This is a genomic window from Streptosporangium sp. H13245 (assembly GCF_055690525.1).
Genome location: NZ_JBSZKT010000028.1, coordinates 91929 through 110257 on the forward strand (window position 1 = coordinate 91929; position 18329 = coordinate 110257).

The window sequence follows — 18329 nt, forward strand, 5'->3', positions numbered from 1 at the left end:
GCCCACAGGGTAACGCCGCCCTCCGATGGGCCATCTTCAAATGGAGTCGGGTTCTGGCGTGCCCACAGGGTAACGCCGCTCTCCAGCAGGCCAGCTTCAAATGAAGTCAGGCTCCGGCGTGCCCACAGAGTAACGCCGCCCTCCAGCGGGCCAGCTTTAATACGGATGCATACATTATGATTTCGTAGTACTTTTCCGTACATGCCTCCTTCATCCGGCCCGTGGGCCCCCTTGCGAGACCGCCGCTTCCGTCTGCTGTGGACCGGTCAGGCCCTGTCGTACATCGGCGACTCCATCACCTCCGTGGCCCTGGCGCTGGCGATCGTCACCGCGACGGGCTCGGCCACCGACCTCGGGGTGGTCCTGGCCGCCCAGTCGGTCGCCATGGTGGCGCTGATGCTGCCCGGCGGTGTCTGGGCCGACCGCCTCCCGCGCCGTCGCGTGATGATGGGCGCGGACGTGGTGCGCGGGCTCGCCCACGCCGCCATGGGCGTCGAGCTGATCACCGGAACGGTCGACGTCGTCCACCTGGCGGCGCTGGCCGCCGTCTCGGGGGCCGGTTCGGCGTTCTTCCTGCCCGCCGCGACCGGTCTGGTGCCCGCCACCGTGGCGGCGGAGCACCTCCCCCGGGCCAACGCGCTCATGGCGATCGCCCAGCGCGGGTCCGTGCTGCTCGGCCCGGGGGTCGCCACCGCCCTCGCGCTGACCGCCGGTCCCGGCTGGGCGCTGCTCCTGGACGCCGTGACGTTCGCGGCCAGCGCGGTGCTGCTGGGCAGGCTCCGGCTCGCGCCGATCCCGCCCACGCCACGCGAGCGGTTCGGCAGGCAGCTGGCCGAGGGCTGGTCGCAGCTGCGCCGCCATCGGTGGTACTGGACGAACCTCGTCGGCCACTCCGTGTGGAACCTCAGCCGCTGCGCCCTGATCACGATCGGGCCCGTGATCGCCGTCACGAGCCTCGGCGGCGAGCTCACCTGGGGCACGATCGTGCAGGGCGGCACGGTCGGCGCCCTGTGCGGCGCGCTGCTGGCGCTCCGGGTGAGGCCGCGAAAGCCCCTGGTCGCGGCGAACCTCGCGCTCGCGCTCGGCGCGCTGCCCCTGGTCCTGCTCGCCGCCGGGGCGTCCGCGCTGATCGTGGCGGCGGCCTACGGGCTGATGACCGGCGGCCTGGCGTTCATGGCCCCCCTGTGGGAGACCGCCGTGCAGGAGCACATCCCGGCCGAGGCGATCTCACGGGTGTCCGCGTACGACTGGCTGCTCTCTCTCGGGCTGACCCCTCTCGGCATGGCCCTGGCCGGGCCGCTGGCCGGCGCGGTGGGCACGGCTTCCACCCTGTACGGGGCGGCGGCGCTGCTGGCCCTCTCCTGCCTCGGGGTGCTGGTCCTGCCCGACATCCGCGGCCTCCGTCAGGGTTCGGCCGACACCAGCTTGGGCACCGCGCCGAGCAGCTCGCGGGTGTAGTCGTGCCGGGGCAGGAAGAACACCTCGTCCACGTGTCCCTCCTCCACGACCCGCCCCCCGCGCATGACCAGCACGCGGTCGGCGATGTGGTGGACCACCCCGAGGTCGTGGGAGATGAAGATCAGCGCGGTCCCGTCGGCGGCCTGGATCTCCGCGAGCAGGTCGAGCACCTGGGCCTGGATCGACACGTCCAGCGCGGAGACCGGCTCGTCGCAGACGAGCACGTCGGGGCGGGTGGCGAGGGCCCTGGCGATGGCCACCCGCTGACGCTGGCCGCCGGACAGGCGCCGGGGGTGCCGGTCGGCGACGTCCGCCGGGAGGCCGACCCGGCCCAGCAGCTCGGCCACCCGCTCCTTTCTCCGCGAACCCGGGACCTCGCGGAGGGGTTCCCCGACCAGGCGGCCCACCGTGTAGCGGGGGTCGAAGGAGTCGAGCGGGTTCTGGGAGATCACCTGGATGCGGGACCTGCGGGAACGCCGTGCGCGCTCGCGGATCCCCGACCAGGGCTCGCCGCCCAGCAGGACCCGCCCCGAGGCGGGTTCGAGCAGGCCGAGGACGAGCCGGGCGACCGTGGTCTTCCCCGAGCCCGACTCTCCCACGATGCCGAGCGTCTCACCGGGATGGACCTCGAAGGACACGTCGTCGACCACCGTGCGCGAGCCGTACGCGGCCGACAGTCCAGAGACCTCCAGGATCGGCGCGGCGTGGTCGACGGTCCGCTCCGGCAGCGGGGTGCGCAGCGCGACTCCCCCGGCGGCGATGGCGGACAGGCGGGTGCCGCGCGAGGCGGCGGAGGGGACGGCGGCGAGCAGCAGCCTGGTGTAGTCGTGCCGGGGCGCGGACAGCACGCGTCCCGTCGGCCCCTCCTCGACGACCACCCCGTCCTTCATCACCAGTACGCGGTCGGCGACGGCGGAGACCACGGCGAGGTCGTGGCTGATCATGAGCAGTGCGGTGCCCTCGGCCTTGCGGGCGGCGAGCAGGCGCAGGATCTGGGCCTGTACGGTGACGTCGAGCGCGGTCGTCGGCTCGTCGGCGATGATCAGCGGCGGCCCCGCGGCGATGGCGGAGGCGATCAGGGCGCGCTGGCGCAGTCCCCCGGACAGCTGGTGGGCGTACTGCCGGGCCCGCACCTCCGGTTCCGGCACCCCGACCGCCTCCAGCAGCTCGATCACCCTCTCCTTCCTGGCGGCGCGGGGTACGACGTCGTGGGTGGCGAGCACCTCGGCGATCTCGTCGCCGACGGTACGGAGCGGGTCGAGCGAGGTCAGCGCGTCCTGGAGCACCAGCCCCGCGAACCGGCCGCGCAGCCGCCGCCAGTCGCGGGCGCCGAACCGGAGCGCGTCCCCTCCGTTCACCGCGAACCGGGAGGCCGTGACCTCGGCGCCGGGACCGGTCAGCCCGACCAGGGTTCTGGCCGTGACGCTCTTGCCGGAGCCGGACTCCCCGACGATCGCCACGCACTCGCCCGCCTCGATCGACAGGCTCACTCCCCGTACGGCCCGCACCCCGGCGCGGGGGAAGCCGACCCGCAGGTCCTCGACGTCGATGAGGCTCATCGGTTTCTCCCCTCGAAACGACGCTGCAGGCGGCGCCCGACGAGCGTCAGGCTGATGACGGTCAGGGTGACGGAGAGGCCGGGGAAGAGCACGCTCCACCAGGCGACGCGCAGGTAGTTACGGGCCTCCGACAGCATCGAGCCCCACTCGGGGCTGGGCGGCTGCGGGCCCATGCCGAGGAAGCTGAGCCCGGAGGTGGCGATGATGGCGGTGCCCATGCCGATCGTGGCGAGCACCGGCAGGGGGCCCAGCACGTTGGGCAGCACGTGGCGGACGATCAGCACCGGCCTGGCCAGGCCGAAGGTGACCGCCTGCTCGACGTAGCCGGAGCGGCGCACCACGAACGTCTGGGCGCGGATCACGCGGGCGTAGTTGGGGATCTGCGCGATGCCGATCGCGAGGATCACGTTGCCGGTGCCGGGACCGGTGATGGCGATGACCAGCAGGGCGAGCAGCAGTTCCGGGAAGGTCGCCACGACGTCGAACAGGCGGCTGAGCAGCTCGTCGAGGTAGCGGGGGGCCAGCCCGGCCAGGACGCCCAGCAGGGTACCGGCCCCGGCGGCGAGCAGGATGGCGGCGGCGCCGATGCTCAGCGAGTGGCCGGCGCCGTACACGACGCGCGACAGCACGTCGCGGCCGAGGTGGTCGGTGCCGAACCAGTGCTCGGCACTCGGCCCGGCGAGCGCGTGCAGCGGGTCGGCGGCCAGCGGGTCGACACCGGTCAGCAGGCCGGGCGCCACGGCGGCGACCGCGGCGACCACCAGGAACAGCAGCGGCGCGACGAGCTGCGCGCTGAGGCCGTACCCGCGCCCGGCCGGAGCGGGGGCGGCGGACGCGACACCGGGAACCTCCGTGATCGTCGTCACCGCCCCCTCCCCGGACGACGCGACGACTCCAAGCGACGCGGCGCCCCCAGGCGGTACGACGACCCCAGACAGTACGGCGACCTCAGGCAGTACGACGGCCGTGACGCCACCGGTTCCTCTTCCAGCGGGACCGTCATCGGCTCCTCCTCAGGCGGGGGTCGATCGCGAGGTAGGCGAGGTCGACGATCGTGCTGACCGTCACGTAGGCGAGGGCGGAGATCAGCACGACCGCCATCACCAGGGGCATGTCCTTGCTGTTCACCGCGCTGACGGTGATCTGGCCGAGCCCGGGGCGGCCGAAGACGGCCTCCACGATGATCGCGCCGCCGAGCAGGTAGCCGACGAACCAGCCGGTGAGGGTGACGGCGGGGAGCAGCGCGTGGCGCAGGGCGTGCCGGGCGACGAGGCGCCACTCGGTGATGCCGCGCGAACGGGCGGTCACCGCGAACGGCTCCTCCAGCGCCCGTTCCAGGCCGTCGCGGAGCACCTGGCCGAGCACCCCGGCGACCTGCAGCCCGAGCGCCAGCCCCGGCAGGACGAGGGAGACGAGTCCCCTGTCCCCGGAGACGGGGAACCAGCCGAGGGTGAAGGAGAAGACGGCGAGCAACAGGATGCCGACGAGGAACGGCGGGACCGAGACGGTGACCAGTTCCGACAGCCCGACCAGGCCGCCGAACCAGGAGCGGCGCCCGGCGGTGCTCAGGGCGAGTACCAGGGCCAGGACGACCCCGAAGAGCGCGGCGGTGAGCGCGAGCTGGACGGTCGGCAGGATCTGGGAGGCCAGGATGTCGCCGACGCCGCGCTGCAGCACGTAGGAGTGGCCCAGGTCTCCCTGGAGCAGGCGGAGCAGATAGTCGCCGTACTGCTGGAGCGGGGAGCGGTCCAGCCCCCACTCGGCGATGATCTGCGCCCGCCGCTCGGGGGTGTCGAGGCCGCCGTCGCCGATCAGCACGTCGATCGTGTCGCCGGGGGCGAGCAGCAGGGCGAGGTAGGCCCCGGTGGCGGCGGCCCAGAGCACGGCGACGCCCGCTCCGAGCCGCCGGACCACCGGGCCGAGCCACCCGGCGGCGGCCAGCCCCCGCCGCCGGGTGAGTGTGAGAGTGCTCACGTGTTCACGTCCCTATCCGGACGTCGTAAGCACTGTTGGGGGTGCCGGAGACCGGCTCGAAGGTGATCCCGGTGACCCCGGCGCCGTAGGCGACCTGGTCGGCGGGAACGTAGATCGGGAGCAGGATCGCCTCGTCGGTGACGACGGTCTTCTGCACCTTCGCGTAGAGCTCCTTGCGCTCGGCGAGGTCGGAGGTGGCCGACGCGTCGGTGAGCAGCTTGTCCAGCTCCGCGGTCCCGAACCTGGTGCGGTTGATCGCGGCGTCCTTCGCCAGGATCAGGTTGAGCGCCGCCCCGGCGTCGCTGTCGCCGCGCGAGTTCTCGAAGATCTCGTACTCGTTCTCGTCGACGGCCTTCTGCGCGGTGCCCTGGTCCACGATCTTGACCTGGAAGTCGATCCCCGCGCTCTGCTTGACGGCCGCCTGGACGGCCTGGGCGAGGATGTCGCGGCGGTCGCGGACGAACGGCGCGGCGTTGACGGTCCGCACGGTCAGCCTCCTGCCGTCCTTGACCCGGAAGCCCTCGGCGTCACGTTCCTTCCAGCCCGCCTCGTCGAGCAGCTGGTTGGCCCGCGCGGGGTTGCCGCCGAAGGTCTTCTCCAGTGAGGGGTCGTAGAACTGCGGGCTGCCCTGGCCGATGACGCTCCAGGCCCGCTTGGCGGTGCCCTGGTAGACGGAGTCGAGCACGGCGTCCACGTCGACGGCGTCGCGGAACGCCTCACGGACCCGCTTGTCGTCGAACGGGGGGCGGGAGGTGTTGAAGTAGTAGGAGAACGCGCTCCCCGAGTTGAGGCTGGTCTCCAGCTTCAGCGCGGGGTCGCTCCTGATGAGGCCGATCTCGGTGGCGGGCACGCCCTCGATCACCTGCACCTGCCCGGAGGTGAGCGCGCCGACCCGGACCGCCGCCTCGGACAGGAAGCGGTACGTGATCTCGGCCAGGTGCGCCGGTCCCTGGTGGGCGGCGCCGGTGGGCGGCCAGTTGTAGTTCGGGTTGCGCTTGTAGTGGACCTCCTGGCCGGGGGTGAACCGGTCGAGGACGAACGGCCCGGTGCCGACCACGTCGACGCCGCCCGCCTTGAGATCCTTGGCGTTCTTCAGCGACTTCGGGGAGACCTGGCCCGCGTACGGGGAGGAGAGGAAGTCCAGGAACAGCCCGTCGGGGGCCTTCAGCGTGACCTTCAGGGTGTACGGCGCGGTCGCCTCCGCCTTCTCGAAGTTGCGCAGCTGGATGGCGCTGACCGCGGCGTTGTAGCCGGGCGAGACGAGCTGGTCGAGGTTGGCCTTCACCGAGGCGGCGTCGAACTTCTCACCGTCGTGGAAGGTGACGTCGTCGCGGAATTCGAAGGTGTAGGTCAGCCCGTCCTCGGAGACCTTCCAGGACGTGGCCAGCCACGGCAGGAACTCGCCGTTCCTGCCGCGGGCGATCAGCGCGTCGAACTGGTTGTGGACCAGGAGGCGGGCCTTGTTCTGGCCCCACTGGTGCGGGTTGAAGGTGATCGGCTGCGTCTCCACCGCCCACACGAGCGACCCTCCGTCGCCACCGCCGCCCTCGGCACCGGCCGCCGCGCCCGGGGCCCCGTTCCCGGCCCCGCACGCCGTGAGCGCCAGCACCCCGGCGAGCGTCAGGGCGCCCCATCGCAACTTCACGTTCTTCTCCTCGCGCTTTCTCACTACTTGGTTCCGTACGACGTGCCGGTCGGAGCGCTTCATGCGACGTGCCGTCTTGTCTGGGTTCCGGCGGCCTCGGACAGCACGATCCGGGCGAGGGCGTCGGCGTGGCGGAAGAGCGGGGCGTCGAGGCGGGGCCTGGCGAAGCCGCCGGTGGCCCGGCCGCCGACGACCCAGGGGCCGAAGGCGAACCTGCGGGGATGCGGGGTGCCCGACCTGTCGAGCAGGCGGCGGTCGGCGGGCCGTACGTTCACCAGGCCGGACTCCTCGTCGAGCTCGCCGCGGTCGCGGAGCGCGGCGATGAGCGGGTCGACGGCCCGGCTCACGCTGGGCGCGGGCAGCCGGGCCTCGACGAGGGTCGTGGCCGTCACGCCGCCGGGCACGGTGGGGCTCTGGGCCCGCCAGTGCCCGTCGTGGTGGTCGACCTTGAGGTTCGCGCCGAGGAAGGTGACCACCCCGGCCCTGGCCAGGGCGCGCAGTTCCTCCAGCCGGGGTCCCGGCGGGCCGCTGGCGACGTAGCTGAAGAACCCGCCGAACCACGGGTCGGAGACGCCCAGCTCGGCGAGGACGCCGTAGACGGAGATCAGCCCGAGGATCATGGCGTGGTCGGCGCTGTGCGCGGGGTCGGAGCGGCGCTCCAGGTCGGCGGCGAGGTAGCCGTGCATCCACTTCTGCAGACCGGCCTGGTCGCCGAACCGGATGCCGTCCAGCGGCCGGTCGAACCGGTCGAGGTCGAGCCGGTCCAGGTGCCGGGGCACGGTCTCGCGGATCAGCTTGCGCATGCCGAGGCTGCGCCACTCCTCGGCGGCGAAGCCCTCCTCGAACTCCTCCCAGCCCAGCCTGGCGCGCCTGGGGTGGGCGGTGATGAGCTCGCGGTAGTACGCGAAGGCCAGCTCCTTGGCGACGAGCGGCCACACGTCCCGGCGGAAGTGCCACGGCCCCTCGCCCAGCGCCTCGCGGGTGAGGAAGCGCGGCACCGGCGGGCGGGCGCCCGCGAAGGGGTAACCGGTCTTGGAGTGGTACGGCACCCCGCGCCGCGACCCCACCCGCAGGAGCGGCTCGCGCCCGCTGGGCAGGTAGACCAGCTCCCCGTCGTACTCGCGGACGAACCGGCCGCCCCTGCCCGAGGTGAGCAGCACCATCAGGTCTATGAAGGCCAGCCCCATCCCCCGCATGATCACCGGTTCCCCGGCGGGGATGTCGTCCAGGTCGAGGTCCGCCGCGTAGCCGGTGGGCAGGTAGCGCAGCCCCTCGCTCGCGGCCAGACCGGCGAGCGCGTTCTCCTCTCGCGTCGGGGTCACGTCGCCGTGTCCCTGGGCCAGGATCACCGCGTCGGCCTCGATGGTCCGGCCGCCCTCCAGGGTCACCGCCTGGCCGCCGGGGACGTCGGCGAGGTCGACGGCGCGGGCGGCGTGCACGTGCACCCGGACACCGCGCGGCGCGGTCGCCACCGCGTGCCGGAAGACGTGGGAGAGGTAGCCGTTCTGCGCCGGGCGGGAGGCGAACCTGCCGGGGTCGCCGCCGAGCCAGTCGGCCAGCGTGGGCCCGGGGCGGATCGGCCCCTCGCACCGTACCGACTCGTCGGTGAAGAGCGTCACGTCGGCCGCGGCGGAGTTCATCCAGAGCAGGTCCGGCTGGTCGCGCCGCCAGACGCGCCCGCCCCCCGGCGGGTGGGGGTCGATCACGTGGACGTCCAGCGACGGCCAGCCGAGCAGGTCGGTGGCGTTGGCGCAGATGCGCTCCACCAGGCAGGTGCCCGTCGGGCCCGCGCCGACGACGGCGATCGAGGCGCTCATACGGCGGCTCTGCGATGCGGCTGGTCCCAGTCGGCGTGCAGCGGCTCGACCGGGATCCGCCAGGCGTCCGTCTCGCTCCGCCGGTGGGAGATGACGGTGAAGTCGGTGTTCTCGCGGAAGGCGGGGTGGGCGTACAGGTCCCTGGCGTAGGCCCACAGGTTGGGGAAGGCGGTCAGCGGGCGCTCGCTGATCCTGGCCGCCGGGTTGTCGCTCAGGTCGAAGCGGAGCAGGGTCGGCCAGAGCCGCACGTCCGCCTCGGTGATCCCCGAGCCGAACAGGAACCTGCGGTCGGCCAGCCGGGCGTCCAGCTCGTCCAGGAAGGCGACCACGGTCCCGCGCGCCTCGGTGTACGCGGCCTCGGTGGTGGCCGACGCCACCCGGCCCGCCGCCGTGTTGACGATGTCGTAGATCCTCGTGTTGAGCTCGTCGATCTCCGGCCGGAGCTCCTCGGGGTAGAGGTCGGCCTCGGGGTCGCCGCCGAACCGGGTGGCCAGGTCGATCGTGATGTCGGGGAAGTTGTTGCTGACAATGCGGCCGGTCGTCCTGTCCCACAGGACCGGCACCGAGACGTGCCCGTCGAAGCCGGGCTCGGTCGCCTCGTACGCCTGCCGCAGGATGGTGAACCCGTTGACCGGGTCGGCGCCGCGCCGCTCGCGGAACGCCCACCCGCGCCCGTCGCGCTCGTCGTCGACGTAGGAGAGCGAGACCACGTCCTGGAGTCCCTTGAGGGAGCGCACGATGGCCGCGCGCTGCGCGTACGGACAGACGGCCGCGACGTAGAGGTGGTAGCGCCCCGGCTCGGCGGGGAAGGCGGATGTGCCGATCCGTCCCTGGAAGGGGTAGCGCGGGCCGGGCCTGCCACCGGGCCGGTAGTGGCCGTGGGTGTCGAGGTCGACGGGGCTCGCGTGGTTCAGTGTGCTGGTCTTCGGCATCTGACGCTCCCGGGCATGTCTCGGTGACCCCCGTGAAGGGGTCCGCGCGCTTGCGGCACGCCCACCGTGCCGCCTGGTCTCCCCCGGGGGCACCCCGCCGCGGTGCGAGGGTTGCCGGTCAGTCAGCCGGGGCTTCGCACTGACACTCTTAACCTATTTAGAAGGTAGGAAATACATAGATCTCTGTCAAGCCTTAATGTCGGGGAATGTCCTATGAGAGCGTGAACGTGGTCTACCGCAAGTACGACGGCTCGCTGCACTGGCACCACCGCGGCCTGTTGCTCGGGGAGGACGAGCACGGGGTGTGGACGGGGTGCGTGGCCAACTCCAGCGGCCACAAGGGGGACGGTCCCGCGGTCGCCTGGCCGCACCCGTTCGTGATGCTCTTCCCCCGCGACGCCTGGTGGACGGCCGCGTTCAACACCGCCCCGCACAAGCACGAGATCTACTGCGACATCTCCACGGTGCCGGAGTGGAGCGACGGCGAGGTCACCATGGTCGACCTGGACCTCGACGTGATCCGGACCCGCCGCAACCTGCTGAAGGGCCGTCCGGGCCGGGTCTTCCTGGACGACGAGGACGAGTTCGAGGAGCACCGGGTCACGTACGCCTACCCGCCCGACGTGGTGGAGAGCGCCCGCGCCTCGGCCGCCTGGCTGATGGAGGCCGTCACCGCCCGCACCGCCCCCTTCGGGGACGCGCCGCACTGGCTCACCCTGGTCAGCTGAGCCCGGGCCCCTCGAAGCGAATCCACCGCGCCCCGGTCTCCGGGGCACGGTGGGGTCCATCCCGTACGGACCGCCGCGCCGCGCCGAGGGCGGTCCCGCGACCTCAGCGGGTACGGCGGCGGAACAGCCCTCCGGAGAGGACCGCCGAGACCAGCAGGAAACCCGCGCACCAGGCCAGCGCCTTCCACGGGTCGCCGCCCACGGGCCGGTCGAGCAGCAGGCCGCGTACGGACTCGATGATCGGCGTGGCCGGCTGGTTCTCCGCGAACCCGTGCAACCACGTGGGCATGGTGTGCACCGGGACGAAGGCGCTGCTCGGGTAGGGCAGGAACATCACGAGGAAGGTGAAACCGCCCGCCGCCTCCGGCGTCCTGGACAGCAGGCCGACCACGGCCGAGACCGCGGAGATGGCCAGGACGAACACCACCAGGATCCCCACCGTCGCGGCCCAGCCCGCCAGTCCCGCCTCCGGCCGGAAACCGAGCAGGAACGCGACGGCGAACACGACGGCGAGCGAGGCGAGGTTGCGCACGGTGCTGGCGGCCACGTGCCCGCCCAGGAACGCCCCGCCGCCGACGTCCATCGACCTGAACCTGTCGACGATCCCCCGGCTCATGTCCTGGCTGACGGCGACCGCGGTGAGCGAGGCGCCGTAGGAGGCGCACATGACGAGGATGCCGGGGACGGCGTAGGTGACGTAGTCGACGCCGGTCTGGATCGCGCCGCCGAGCAGATAGACGAACAGCAGCATGACCAGGACGGGCATCAGGAACGAGGTGAGCAGCGCGTCGAGGTTGCGCAGCGACAGGCGGACGGCACGGCCGGTCATGACCGGCCAGGCGACGAGGTCAGACACCGGCCCGCTCCCTGTTCGTCAGGGCGAGGAACGCGTCGTCGAGCGTGGCTCCTCGCACGGTGAACCTCTCGACCGCCGAACGCCCCGGGTCCACCTCGTCCAGCAGGGCACGGATCTCCGCGGCACTCCCGCCGGTGGCCGCCCCGACGGTCAGCCTGGCGAGATCGGCGTGGACGGCACGGGCCCCGAGAAGGCGCGTCACCTCGGCGAACGACCGCGCGTCGGCCAGGACGAGATCCAGCCGCCAGGCGGCGACCCTCGCCTTGAGCTCGTCGGCGGTCCCCTCCGCCACCACCCGCCCTCCGTCGAGCAGCGCGATCCTGTCGGCCAGGCTGTCGGCCTCCTCCAGATACTGGGTGGTCAGGAAGACGGTGGTGCCCGAGCCGGTGAGCTGGGTGATCACCTCCCACATCGCCTGCCTGCTGCGCACGTCGAGCCCCGTGGTCGGCTCGTCGAGAAAGATCACCGACGGCGCGCCGACCAGCCCCGCGGCCAGGTCCAGGCGTCGCCACATGCCCCCCGAGTACGTGCCGACCCGTCGTTTTCCCGCCTCGACCAGGTCGAACCGCTCCAGTAGCTCGGCCGCCCTGCGGCGGGCCCCTCCGCGCGACAGGCCGGACAGGCGGCCCATCATCCTCAGGTTCTCCTCGCCGGTCAGCAGCTCGTCGACCGCCGCGTGCTGGCCGGTCAGGCTGATGGCACGGCGGACGCGGCGGCGGTCGCGGACGACGTCGAACCCGGCGACCGTGGCGCGTCCCGCGTCCGGCGTGACCAGCGTCGCCAGGGTGCGCACGGTCGTCGTCTTGCCCGCGCCGTTGGAACCGAGCAGCGCGTACACGCTGCCCTTGGCGACGCGCAGGTCGACGCCGGTCAGGACGGTGACCGGGCCGTAGGACTTGGTGAGGCCGACCACCTCTATCGCTGGTTCCACTACCCCTCCTGTGTATGGCGTACGCTCTACTGTTTATGTCATACGCGATATTGCGTAAGGTATACACTCACAGAAAAGGACGGTCAAGCCCGGGAGCGCGATGGAAGTGCCGGAGAGCGTGGAGATCGCCTGGGGTCTGCGAGAGCGGCCGGGCAAGGGTCCCAAACGCACCCTGAGCCTGGAGCACATCGTGGAGGCGGCCCTGCGGGTGGGCTCGGCGGAGGGGCTCGCCGCGGTCTCGATGAGCAAGATCGCCGCCGAGCTCGACGTCTCCACGATGGCGCTCTACCGCTACGTCTCCTCCAAGGGCGACCTGCTCATGCTCATCACCGACGCGGTGCTCGGCCCGCTGCCCCAGCTCCCGGAGCCGGGCGACGACTGGCGTCAGGGCGTCTACCGGTGGGCCGGTGCCATGCGCGCCGCCCTGCAGCGGCACCCCTGGTCGTTGCGCATCCCCATCACCGGCCCGGGGCTCATGCCGAACCACGTCGCCTGGATGGAGGCCGGGCTGCGCGGCCTGCGCGGCACCGGGCTCGACCCGGCCACGAAGACCGCGGCGCTGCTGCTGGTCAACGGCTTCGTCAGGACCGAGGTGGCGCTCCTGGCCGACCTCCAGGACGCCTTCGACGCCTCCCAGGTCACCGACGAGGAGGCGCTGTCCGGCTACGGCCGGGCACTCGCCAAGCTCACCGACGCCGAGCGCTTCCCCGAGATCCACGAGCTTCTCGAAGCCCGGGTCTTCGACATGTCCAGCGGCCCCGAGGACGAGTTCGTCTTCGGCATGGAGCGCATCCTCGACGGCCTCGCGGTGCTCGTGACCGGAAAACCGCCCACCTGAGATCCTGGAAGGATCTACAGGGATCTACAGGGGAGGGAAGCCGGGGGCGCGGTGCTCGACGAAGCTGGCGACGCCCTCGGCGAAGTCCGGCCGGGCGAAGGACTCGGCCATCAGGTGCGTCGCGGCCCGCTCCGACGCCTCCAGGCTCCGCTGCCAGTCACCCCAGACCTGACGCTTGATCACGGCCATCGAGGCCGGGGAACTGTGCGTCGCCAGCTCGCGGGCGTAGGCCAGCGTCTCCTCCATCAGCCTCTCCCCCGGCACAGAGCGACCGGCCAGGCCCAGCTCGTACGCCTCGGCGCCGGTGAAGGTACGGCCCGACAGCAGCAGGTCCATGGCCCTGGCCTGACCGGCCAGGCGGGGCAGGATCCACGACATGCCGTACTCGGCGATCAGGCCGCGCCGGGCGAAGGCGGTGGTCCACTTGGCCTCGGCGGCCGTGAAGACCAGGTCGCAGAGCAGGGCGTGGACCATGCCGAGCCCGGCGCAGGCGCCGTTGACGGCGGCGATGACCGGTTTGCGGATCGTGGTCGGGAAGGTGGTGGGACGCGGGTCGGGCCGCCCCGTGTAGGAGCCGTCCTGGAGGGCGGTGAGCGTCCGGAAGTCCGCACCGGCGCAGAATCCCCGCCCCGCGCCGGTGACCACGATCACCCGGACCTCGGGGTCCTTCTCGGCCTCGGCCAGCCCGTCGAAGTAGCGGCGGCCCATCTCGTCGGTCCAGGCGTTGAGCCGGTCCGGGCGGTTGAACGTCAGCGTCAGCACGCCCCGCTCGATCGACGACAGCACCGGATCGGCCATTCCGCATCCCCTTCGAAAGCCCGGAGAGCCACAGAATATCGTTCTACACCTTTTCCCTCTCCGGCGTCAGCATGTGCGAGCGGGCGAGATCCTCGACCGGGGCGAGACGCGCTTGGCGGTGGGAGCCCGGCAGGCGGCCACCTCGGCGGCGCGCCCGCCGGGGACGACAGCGGGACCTCGGCGGAACCCCGGGAGCGTCCCGCCACGAACCGGATCAAGCTCCCGTCGCGGTCCGGTGACCGAGCGCGCGGTCCAGGGAGTCCTGGTGGTGGACGAAGTTCGGCGACAGCAGCCGGTCCTCGTAGTAGCGGTGGAAGACCGGCGTGGCCGAGGACGACATGGGAGGCACGATCCAGGTCCAGTCGGCCGGGCAGACCCGCCCCTCCTTCTCCTCACGTTCCAGGTGCGTCAGGAAGTGCCTGGACTCGGTGTGGTGGTCCGTCATCGTCACCCCCGCCCGCTCGAAGGAGTGCAGGACCGCCACGTTCAGCTCCACCAGCGCGTAGTCCCGCCAGAGCGAGCGGTCGCTTTCCGTGTCCAGTCCCATGCGCCGGGCGATCAGCGGCATCAGGTCGTAGCGGTCGGCGTCGGCCAGGTTGCGGGCGCCGATCTCGGTGCCCATGTACCAGCCGTTGAACGGGGCCGCCCGGTAGCAGATCCCGCCGATCTCCAGGCACATGTTCGAGATGACCGGCACCGCGTGCCAGCGCAGCCCCAGCTGCTCGAACCACGGGTGGACGGGGTGCGAGAGCGCGACCTCCAGCACGGCGTCGCCGGGGATCGCGGCCAGCAGCGGCGGCCCCTCCCCCACCGAGATCGCCAGCGGGAGGACGTCGAAGGGGCTTCCGGGACCGCCGGGCCAGCCGAACCCGCGCAGCATCGCGGTGAAGTCGGTGTAGCGGGGGTCCCCGACGACCGAACCGTCCTGCACCGCGTACCCGGCGTAGCGGATGAGCTGCTCGTTCCAGATCCGCGGCCCCGGAGCCCCCGGCCGGTCCTGGGGGAACACGGTGATCGTCGGACGGATCCGGCGGCTCGGCGCCGCGGCCCGCAGGTGGTTCACGCACTCGACGGCGACCCCCTCGGCCGTGGTGACGTGCCGCCGGTCGCGCACCCGCAGCGAGCGCCAGTACAGGCGCCCGATGCACCTGCCGCTGTTGCGCCAGGCCACCCTGGCACCGAAGATCAGCTCGCCGGGGGTGTGCGTGTACGTCCCGGTCCTGGCGATCTCCTGCCGGACCTCACGCAGGCGTTCCCGCAGGCCCCCCGCGCCGGGGTTCTCCGCGTGGAACAGCCCGAGGTAGTCCTCGGCCGCCGCCACGTCGACCGGGGGCACCTCGGGGACACCGCCGGAAACCCTCAGAACCTCAAGGAGGCCGGGGACGTCGCGGACCGGATCCGGCGCACGCCGCCGGGACCTTCGCCAGGTCAGCACAGAAAAACCACCAATTGTGGCTCACGGGCACGACGACCGTTCCGGGCGGCGCGGTGCCCTCGACGCTGCGGCCCTTCCCCGCTGCGATCACTGTTGTCCGCGGCAGCCACGCACCGGTTCGCTCGCCGGAATCACGACGGCGCCGGGCGCGGCGTCCCCTATTTTCTGTGATTCACCGTGGTTTGTCCGCCGAATCAGCGCGCGAGAGGCTGGCTGAATCGGGACAGGAGACGGCGAAGGCCCCGGAAGCTGGGCTTCCGGGGCCTTTCAACTGGCTCCCGCGATAGGACTCGAACCTATAACCTGCCGGTTAACAGCCGGCTGCTCTGCCGATTGAGCTACACGGGATTGCGTTTTGCGCTGGTCGGGCCGGGTGTTCCCCGTTCCTTGCGGCGCAGGAATAGATTAGCGCACTCCATGGGTGTGTGTCGCATCGATACTCCGGGGTAGGTGCGACACGAGGCGATCCGCGAGTGATCACAGGACAGGGTCCGCGGACATGCTTGTGGAGGTGGACATGCGTTATCGACTGATGCTCGGGGTGGGGTTCGCGGTTGGCTACATTTTGGGGAGCCGCGCCGGCCGGGAACGATACGAGCAGATCAAGCGGCTGGCCCAGCGGGTCTCCGACAACCCCGCCGTACAGGAGACGGCCGGTCTGGTGGGAGCCCAGGTCTCCAAGGCCACGGACGTGGCGAGGACCAAGGTGAGCGACGTGGCCAGGAACCGGCTGCCGTTCCTGCGCTCGGCCAACGGCTGGCACGGCGAGGAGCACGACGACACGGGCACCGGCTGGCCGGAGAACCAGAGGACCGACGCGCCCTACTGATCTTCCTGCCGCCCCGTCGGCACCCACGGGCCGGGAAGGCCCGCCGGTGTGAAAGGCCCCTACGGGGGCCTTTCGCGTCTCCGGAGCCCGAATCCCTCACGCTCCCGACCCGTACGAGACCGCGCGAGGAGGGCCCGTACGGGACCACGAGGAGCCCGACCCCTGCGGGACCCAGGTCCCGCAGGCCCCGCACGAGGAGCCCGGTTCGCACGGAAACGGGTGGCTTCGTCCGGAGGCCCGGTCCCGGGATCTCAGACGCCGAAGCTTCGGCGTGTCTCCTCAAGCGCCTGCTCCGCGAGGGCGCGCAGGCCGGGATCCTCCGGGTCGAGGCCGGAGTCGAAGACGAACTCCCAGATCAGCCGGTCGTCGTCGGCCTTCCTCGCCACCAGCCGCACTCCCCCTCGCGCGTCCAGCGGGACGTAGTGGTTGACCACGATCGAGGCGGTCACCCGCTCCCGCACGGCCTCGGGGATCCGGCCGGGCTCGGGCAGCAGCGCCCGGTGCGACCGCCCGTCGGTGGTGCCGACCGTCAGCCCCTCCTCGTCCCACACCCCGCGATCCACCCGGAACCAGGGCAGGCGCTCACCGCCCAGGTATAGGGCCTTGTCCGCGGCGATCACGTAGCCGTCGGGGCCCTCGGCGTAGGCGAGCACCCGGTCGCCCGGGGCGACGGCCGCGCGGACCTCGGAGGGCGTGCGATTGAAGAGCTTCACCGTTCCACGGTATCCGCCAGCAGGTCGAGGGTGAGCGCCGCGGACCAGGAGAAGTCTCGGCTGCCCCGCCCGCTGCCGTCGAAGGGGTCGAAACACTCGCGAAAACCCGCGTGCCGTACGAGGCGCAGGGTGCCCGCGCCGAGCACCCGCACCAGCCCCGCCAGGCCGTGCACGGCCGCCGCCCGGCGCAGCAGCCAGTTGGTGTTCACCCAGGAGGGCCCGCGCCAGTAGCAGGACCGGTCGAACTGCTGGGCGCGGATCTCACAGCTCGGCACCGGGTATCCGGCGGCCCCCATGAAACGGGCCGACTCCAGCACCCTCACCAGCTCCGCGACCCGCTCCCCGGGCATCTCCTGGTCGAGCATCGGCCCGAAGCAGCCGACCGTGCACACGGGGCTGAGCCGCCCGCCGCGCAGGTCGCGGGCGCGGAAGACACCGTCGTCCCAGAGGCGGTCCAGCAGCGCCGCGCGGATCCGCTCCACGGCCTCCCGGTACGGGCCCGCGTCCGCGCCCACCAGCGGGGCCAGCTCGGCGAGGGCCTGGCAGGAGGCGAGCCAGATCCCGTTGAACATCGGGTCCTCGATCGCGAACGGGTGCTCGTCCCGCAGGTAGGCCGGATCGTAACCGGAGTCCCGGTACCCCAGGACGAGCGCCATGTAGCGGTCGTGGCGGCTGTCGGAATGCCGCTCTGGGGGCTCCTCGCGCCGGTGGTAGGCGTGGCGGACCGGCGGCAGCGCCTCCAGCGGCGCGTCCCAGGCGGGGCTGTCGTCCATCCCTGACTCCCACGGGTGCACGATCGCGGCCAGCCCTCCCCCGCCGAGGTCCCTGGAGGCGGCGAGGTAGCCGTGCTGGGCGACCAGCATCGGGTAGAGCCGCCGCACCAGGGCCACGGCCGTGTCGCGGTCGGCCGCGTGCCGCCATATCCACCACAGGGCCAGCGCGTGCAGCGGCGGCTGCGTCAGCCCGGAGGTGCACACGGCGCGGGGAGAGGCCGGGTGGTCCCGGGAGCGCCAGACCGAGGGGCCGGGGAAATAGCCCTCCGCGCGGACGGGGTGGAAGACGATGTGCGGCACCATCCCGTTGCCCCACTGCCCCGCCAGCAGGCTGATCAGCTCGGTTCCCGCCCTGCGGGTGTCCCAGCGGGCGAGGCCGATCGCGACGAAGGTGGAGTCCCAGTTCCACTGGTGGGGGTGAAGGCCGGGCGCGGGAACGGTCGCGGACCCCGTCCAGTTCGCGTCGAGCACTGACCACGCCTCGCGCCCGAGCGCGGCGTCGTCGACCGCCGCTCGCGACTCCATCCGCCCAGTCTGCGCCTGTATCGGCCAGGAAAACAGTCCAGCCCACCCCGAATGCACCAAACAGGGGTAACGTACGGCCCCCAGAACGGGCGCGAGCCCGGAAACAAGGCCCTTCGGGCGACCGGCCGGAACAGCGCGGACCCGGGAGGCAAAGGACCGGATGATCGGCGCGTACCCGGAAAAGCGGGAAACGAGGACTCCCCGGTGACCGGCGCGGGCCCGGAAAAGGGACTCCCCCGACGATCACGGCAGGGACGCCACCAAACAACGAGACTCCCCCGACGATCACAGCGAGAACACCGCCGAACAACGAGACTCGCCCGACGATCACGGCGGGGACACCGCCGAACGACGCGGGCCCGGAAAGAGGCTCCCCCGACGGCCACAGCGCCGACGCCGCCGAACAGCGCGGCCCCGGTCTGCGGCGACGCCACCGGGGTCTGGAACGGCTAGCGGGACCCTCGCGTCAGACAGCAGGCGGTGAACGTGTCCGATACCGCCACCCGAGTTTCCCGACA

The 18329-nt window shown here is 72.1% G+C and carries 16 protein-coding genes, 1 tRNA gene and 1 riboswitch; of the genes, 4 read left to right on the plus strand and 13 right to left on the minus strand.

Annotation, left to right across the window (positions count from 1 at the left end; genetic code table 11):
• Window positions 1-201: 201 nt before the first annotated feature.
• A complete protein-coding gene (locus ACW9TB_RS29305) occupies window positions 202-1458 on the plus strand; it encodes an MFS transporter (RefSeq protein ID WP_472751305.1) in 1257 nt (418 codons plus the stop codon).
• Here ACW9TB_RS29305 and ACW9TB_RS29310 read toward each other — a convergent pair.
• The 6 genes from ACW9TB_RS29310 to ACW9TB_RS29335 form a co-directional block, all read right to left on the minus strand.
• Window positions 1404-3017 (minus strand): dipeptide ABC transporter ATP-binding protein, encoded by a 1614-nt coding sequence (locus ACW9TB_RS29310; protein ID WP_472751306.1) that lies wholly within the window; start codon window positions 3015-3017, stop codon window positions 1404-1406. The genes ACW9TB_RS29305 and ACW9TB_RS29310 overlap by 55 nt on opposite strands.
• A complete protein-coding gene (locus ACW9TB_RS29315) occupies window positions 3014-3883 on the minus strand; it encodes an ABC transporter permease (protein WP_472751307.1) in 870 nt (289 codons plus the stop codon). Before ACW9TB_RS29315 ends, ACW9TB_RS29310 begins: the two co-directional genes overlap by 4 nt.
• A gap of 133 nt (window positions 3884-4016) precedes the next feature.
• Entirely contained in the window at window positions 4017-4991 is a 975-nt protein-coding gene (locus tag ACW9TB_RS29320) for an ABC transporter permease (protein WP_472751308.1), read from the minus strand.
• 4 nt (window positions 4992-4995) lie between these two features.
• The gene (locus ACW9TB_RS29325; RefSeq protein WP_472751309.1) at window positions 4996-6636 is read right to left on the minus strand and encodes an ABC transporter substrate-binding protein; all 1641 of its coding nucleotides are present in this window, start codon (window positions 6634-6636) and stop codon (window positions 4996-4998) included.
• Window positions 6637-6695: 59 nt separating this feature from the next.
• Window positions 6696-8453, minus strand: a complete 1758-nt coding sequence (locus ACW9TB_RS29330; protein ID WP_472751310.1) for an FAD/NAD(P)-binding protein — start codon at window positions 8451-8453, stop codon at window positions 6696-6698.
• Complete coding sequence (locus tag ACW9TB_RS29335; RefSeq protein WP_472751311.1) at window positions 8450-9385, minus strand: glutathione S-transferase C-terminal domain-containing protein; 936 nt, start codon at window positions 9383-9385, stop codon at window positions 8450-8452. Before ACW9TB_RS29335 ends, ACW9TB_RS29330 begins: the two co-directional genes overlap by 4 nt.
• Window positions 9386-9426: 41 nt before the next feature.
• A riboswitch (SAM riboswitch) is annotated at window positions 9427-9539 on the minus strand.
• Window positions 9540-9591: 52 nt separating this feature from the next.
• Between ACW9TB_RS29335 and ACW9TB_RS29340 the strand changes: the two genes are divergently transcribed.
• Complete coding sequence (locus ACW9TB_RS29340; protein ID WP_472751312.1) at window positions 9592-10113, plus strand: DUF402 domain-containing protein; 522 nt, start codon at window positions 9592-9594, stop codon at window positions 10111-10113.
• A 103-nt stretch (window positions 10114-10216) separates the two neighbouring features.
• Here the strand turns inward: ACW9TB_RS29340 and ACW9TB_RS29345 are convergent, their stop codons facing one another.
• Both ACW9TB_RS29345 and ACW9TB_RS29350 read right to left on the minus strand, forming a co-directional pair.
• Window positions 10217-10969: an ABC transporter permease gene (locus ACW9TB_RS29345; RefSeq protein WP_472751313.1), complete on the minus strand. Its 753-nt coding sequence runs from the start codon at window positions 10967-10969 to the stop codon at window positions 10217-10219.
• Entirely contained in the window at window positions 10962-11900 is a 939-nt protein-coding gene (locus ACW9TB_RS29350; protein WP_472751314.1) for an ATP-binding cassette domain-containing protein, read from the minus strand. The genes ACW9TB_RS29345 and ACW9TB_RS29350 overlap by 8 nt, the downstream gene beginning before the upstream one ends.
• Before the next feature lie 100 nt (window positions 11901-12000).
• On the opposite strand from ACW9TB_RS29350, the gene ACW9TB_RS29355 reads away from it, so the two are divergent.
• The gene (locus ACW9TB_RS29355) at window positions 12001-12738 is read left to right on the plus strand and encodes a TetR/AcrR family transcriptional regulator (RefSeq protein ID WP_472751315.1); all 738 of its coding nucleotides are present in this window, start codon (window positions 12001-12003) and stop codon (window positions 12736-12738) included.
• Between the two features lie 24 nt (window positions 12739-12762).
• On the opposite strand, the gene ACW9TB_RS29360 is transcribed toward ACW9TB_RS29355, so the two are convergent.
• From ACW9TB_RS29360 to ACW9TB_RS29370, 3 genes are all read right to left on the minus strand, one after another.
• A complete protein-coding gene (locus ACW9TB_RS29360) occupies window positions 12763-13536 on the minus strand; it encodes an enoyl-CoA hydratase-related protein (protein ID WP_472751316.1) in 774 nt (257 codons plus the stop codon).
• A gap of 214 nt (window positions 13537-13750) precedes the next feature.
• The gene (locus tag ACW9TB_RS29365) at window positions 13751-14971 is read right to left on the minus strand and encodes a nitric oxide synthase oxygenase (protein ID WP_472751317.1); all 1221 of its coding nucleotides are present in this window, start codon (window positions 14969-14971) and stop codon (window positions 13751-13753) included.
• 272 nt (window positions 14972-15243) lie between these two features.
• Window positions 15244-15319 (minus strand) — tRNA-Asn (locus ACW9TB_RS29370).
• Window positions 15320-15488: 169 nt separating this feature from the next.
• On the opposite strand from ACW9TB_RS29370, the gene ACW9TB_RS29375 reads away from it, so the two are divergent.
• Window positions 15489-15800: a YtxH domain-containing protein gene (locus ACW9TB_RS29375; protein ID WP_472751318.1), complete on the plus strand. Its 312-nt coding sequence runs from the start codon at window positions 15489-15491 to the stop codon at window positions 15798-15800.
• 251 nt (window positions 15801-16051) lie between these two features.
• Here ACW9TB_RS29375 and ACW9TB_RS29380 read toward each other — a convergent pair whose 3' ends face one another.
• The gene (locus tag ACW9TB_RS29380; RefSeq protein ID WP_472751319.1) at window positions 16052-16513 is read right to left on the minus strand and encodes a hypothetical protein; all 462 of its coding nucleotides are present in this window, start codon (window positions 16511-16513) and stop codon (window positions 16052-16054) included.
• Entirely contained in the window at window positions 16510-17811 is a 1302-nt protein-coding gene (locus ACW9TB_RS29385) for an MGH1-like glycoside hydrolase domain-containing protein (RefSeq protein ID WP_472751320.1), read from the minus strand. The genes ACW9TB_RS29380 and ACW9TB_RS29385 overlap by 4 nt, the downstream gene beginning before the upstream one ends.
• Window positions 17812-18329 lie beyond the last annotated feature (518 nt).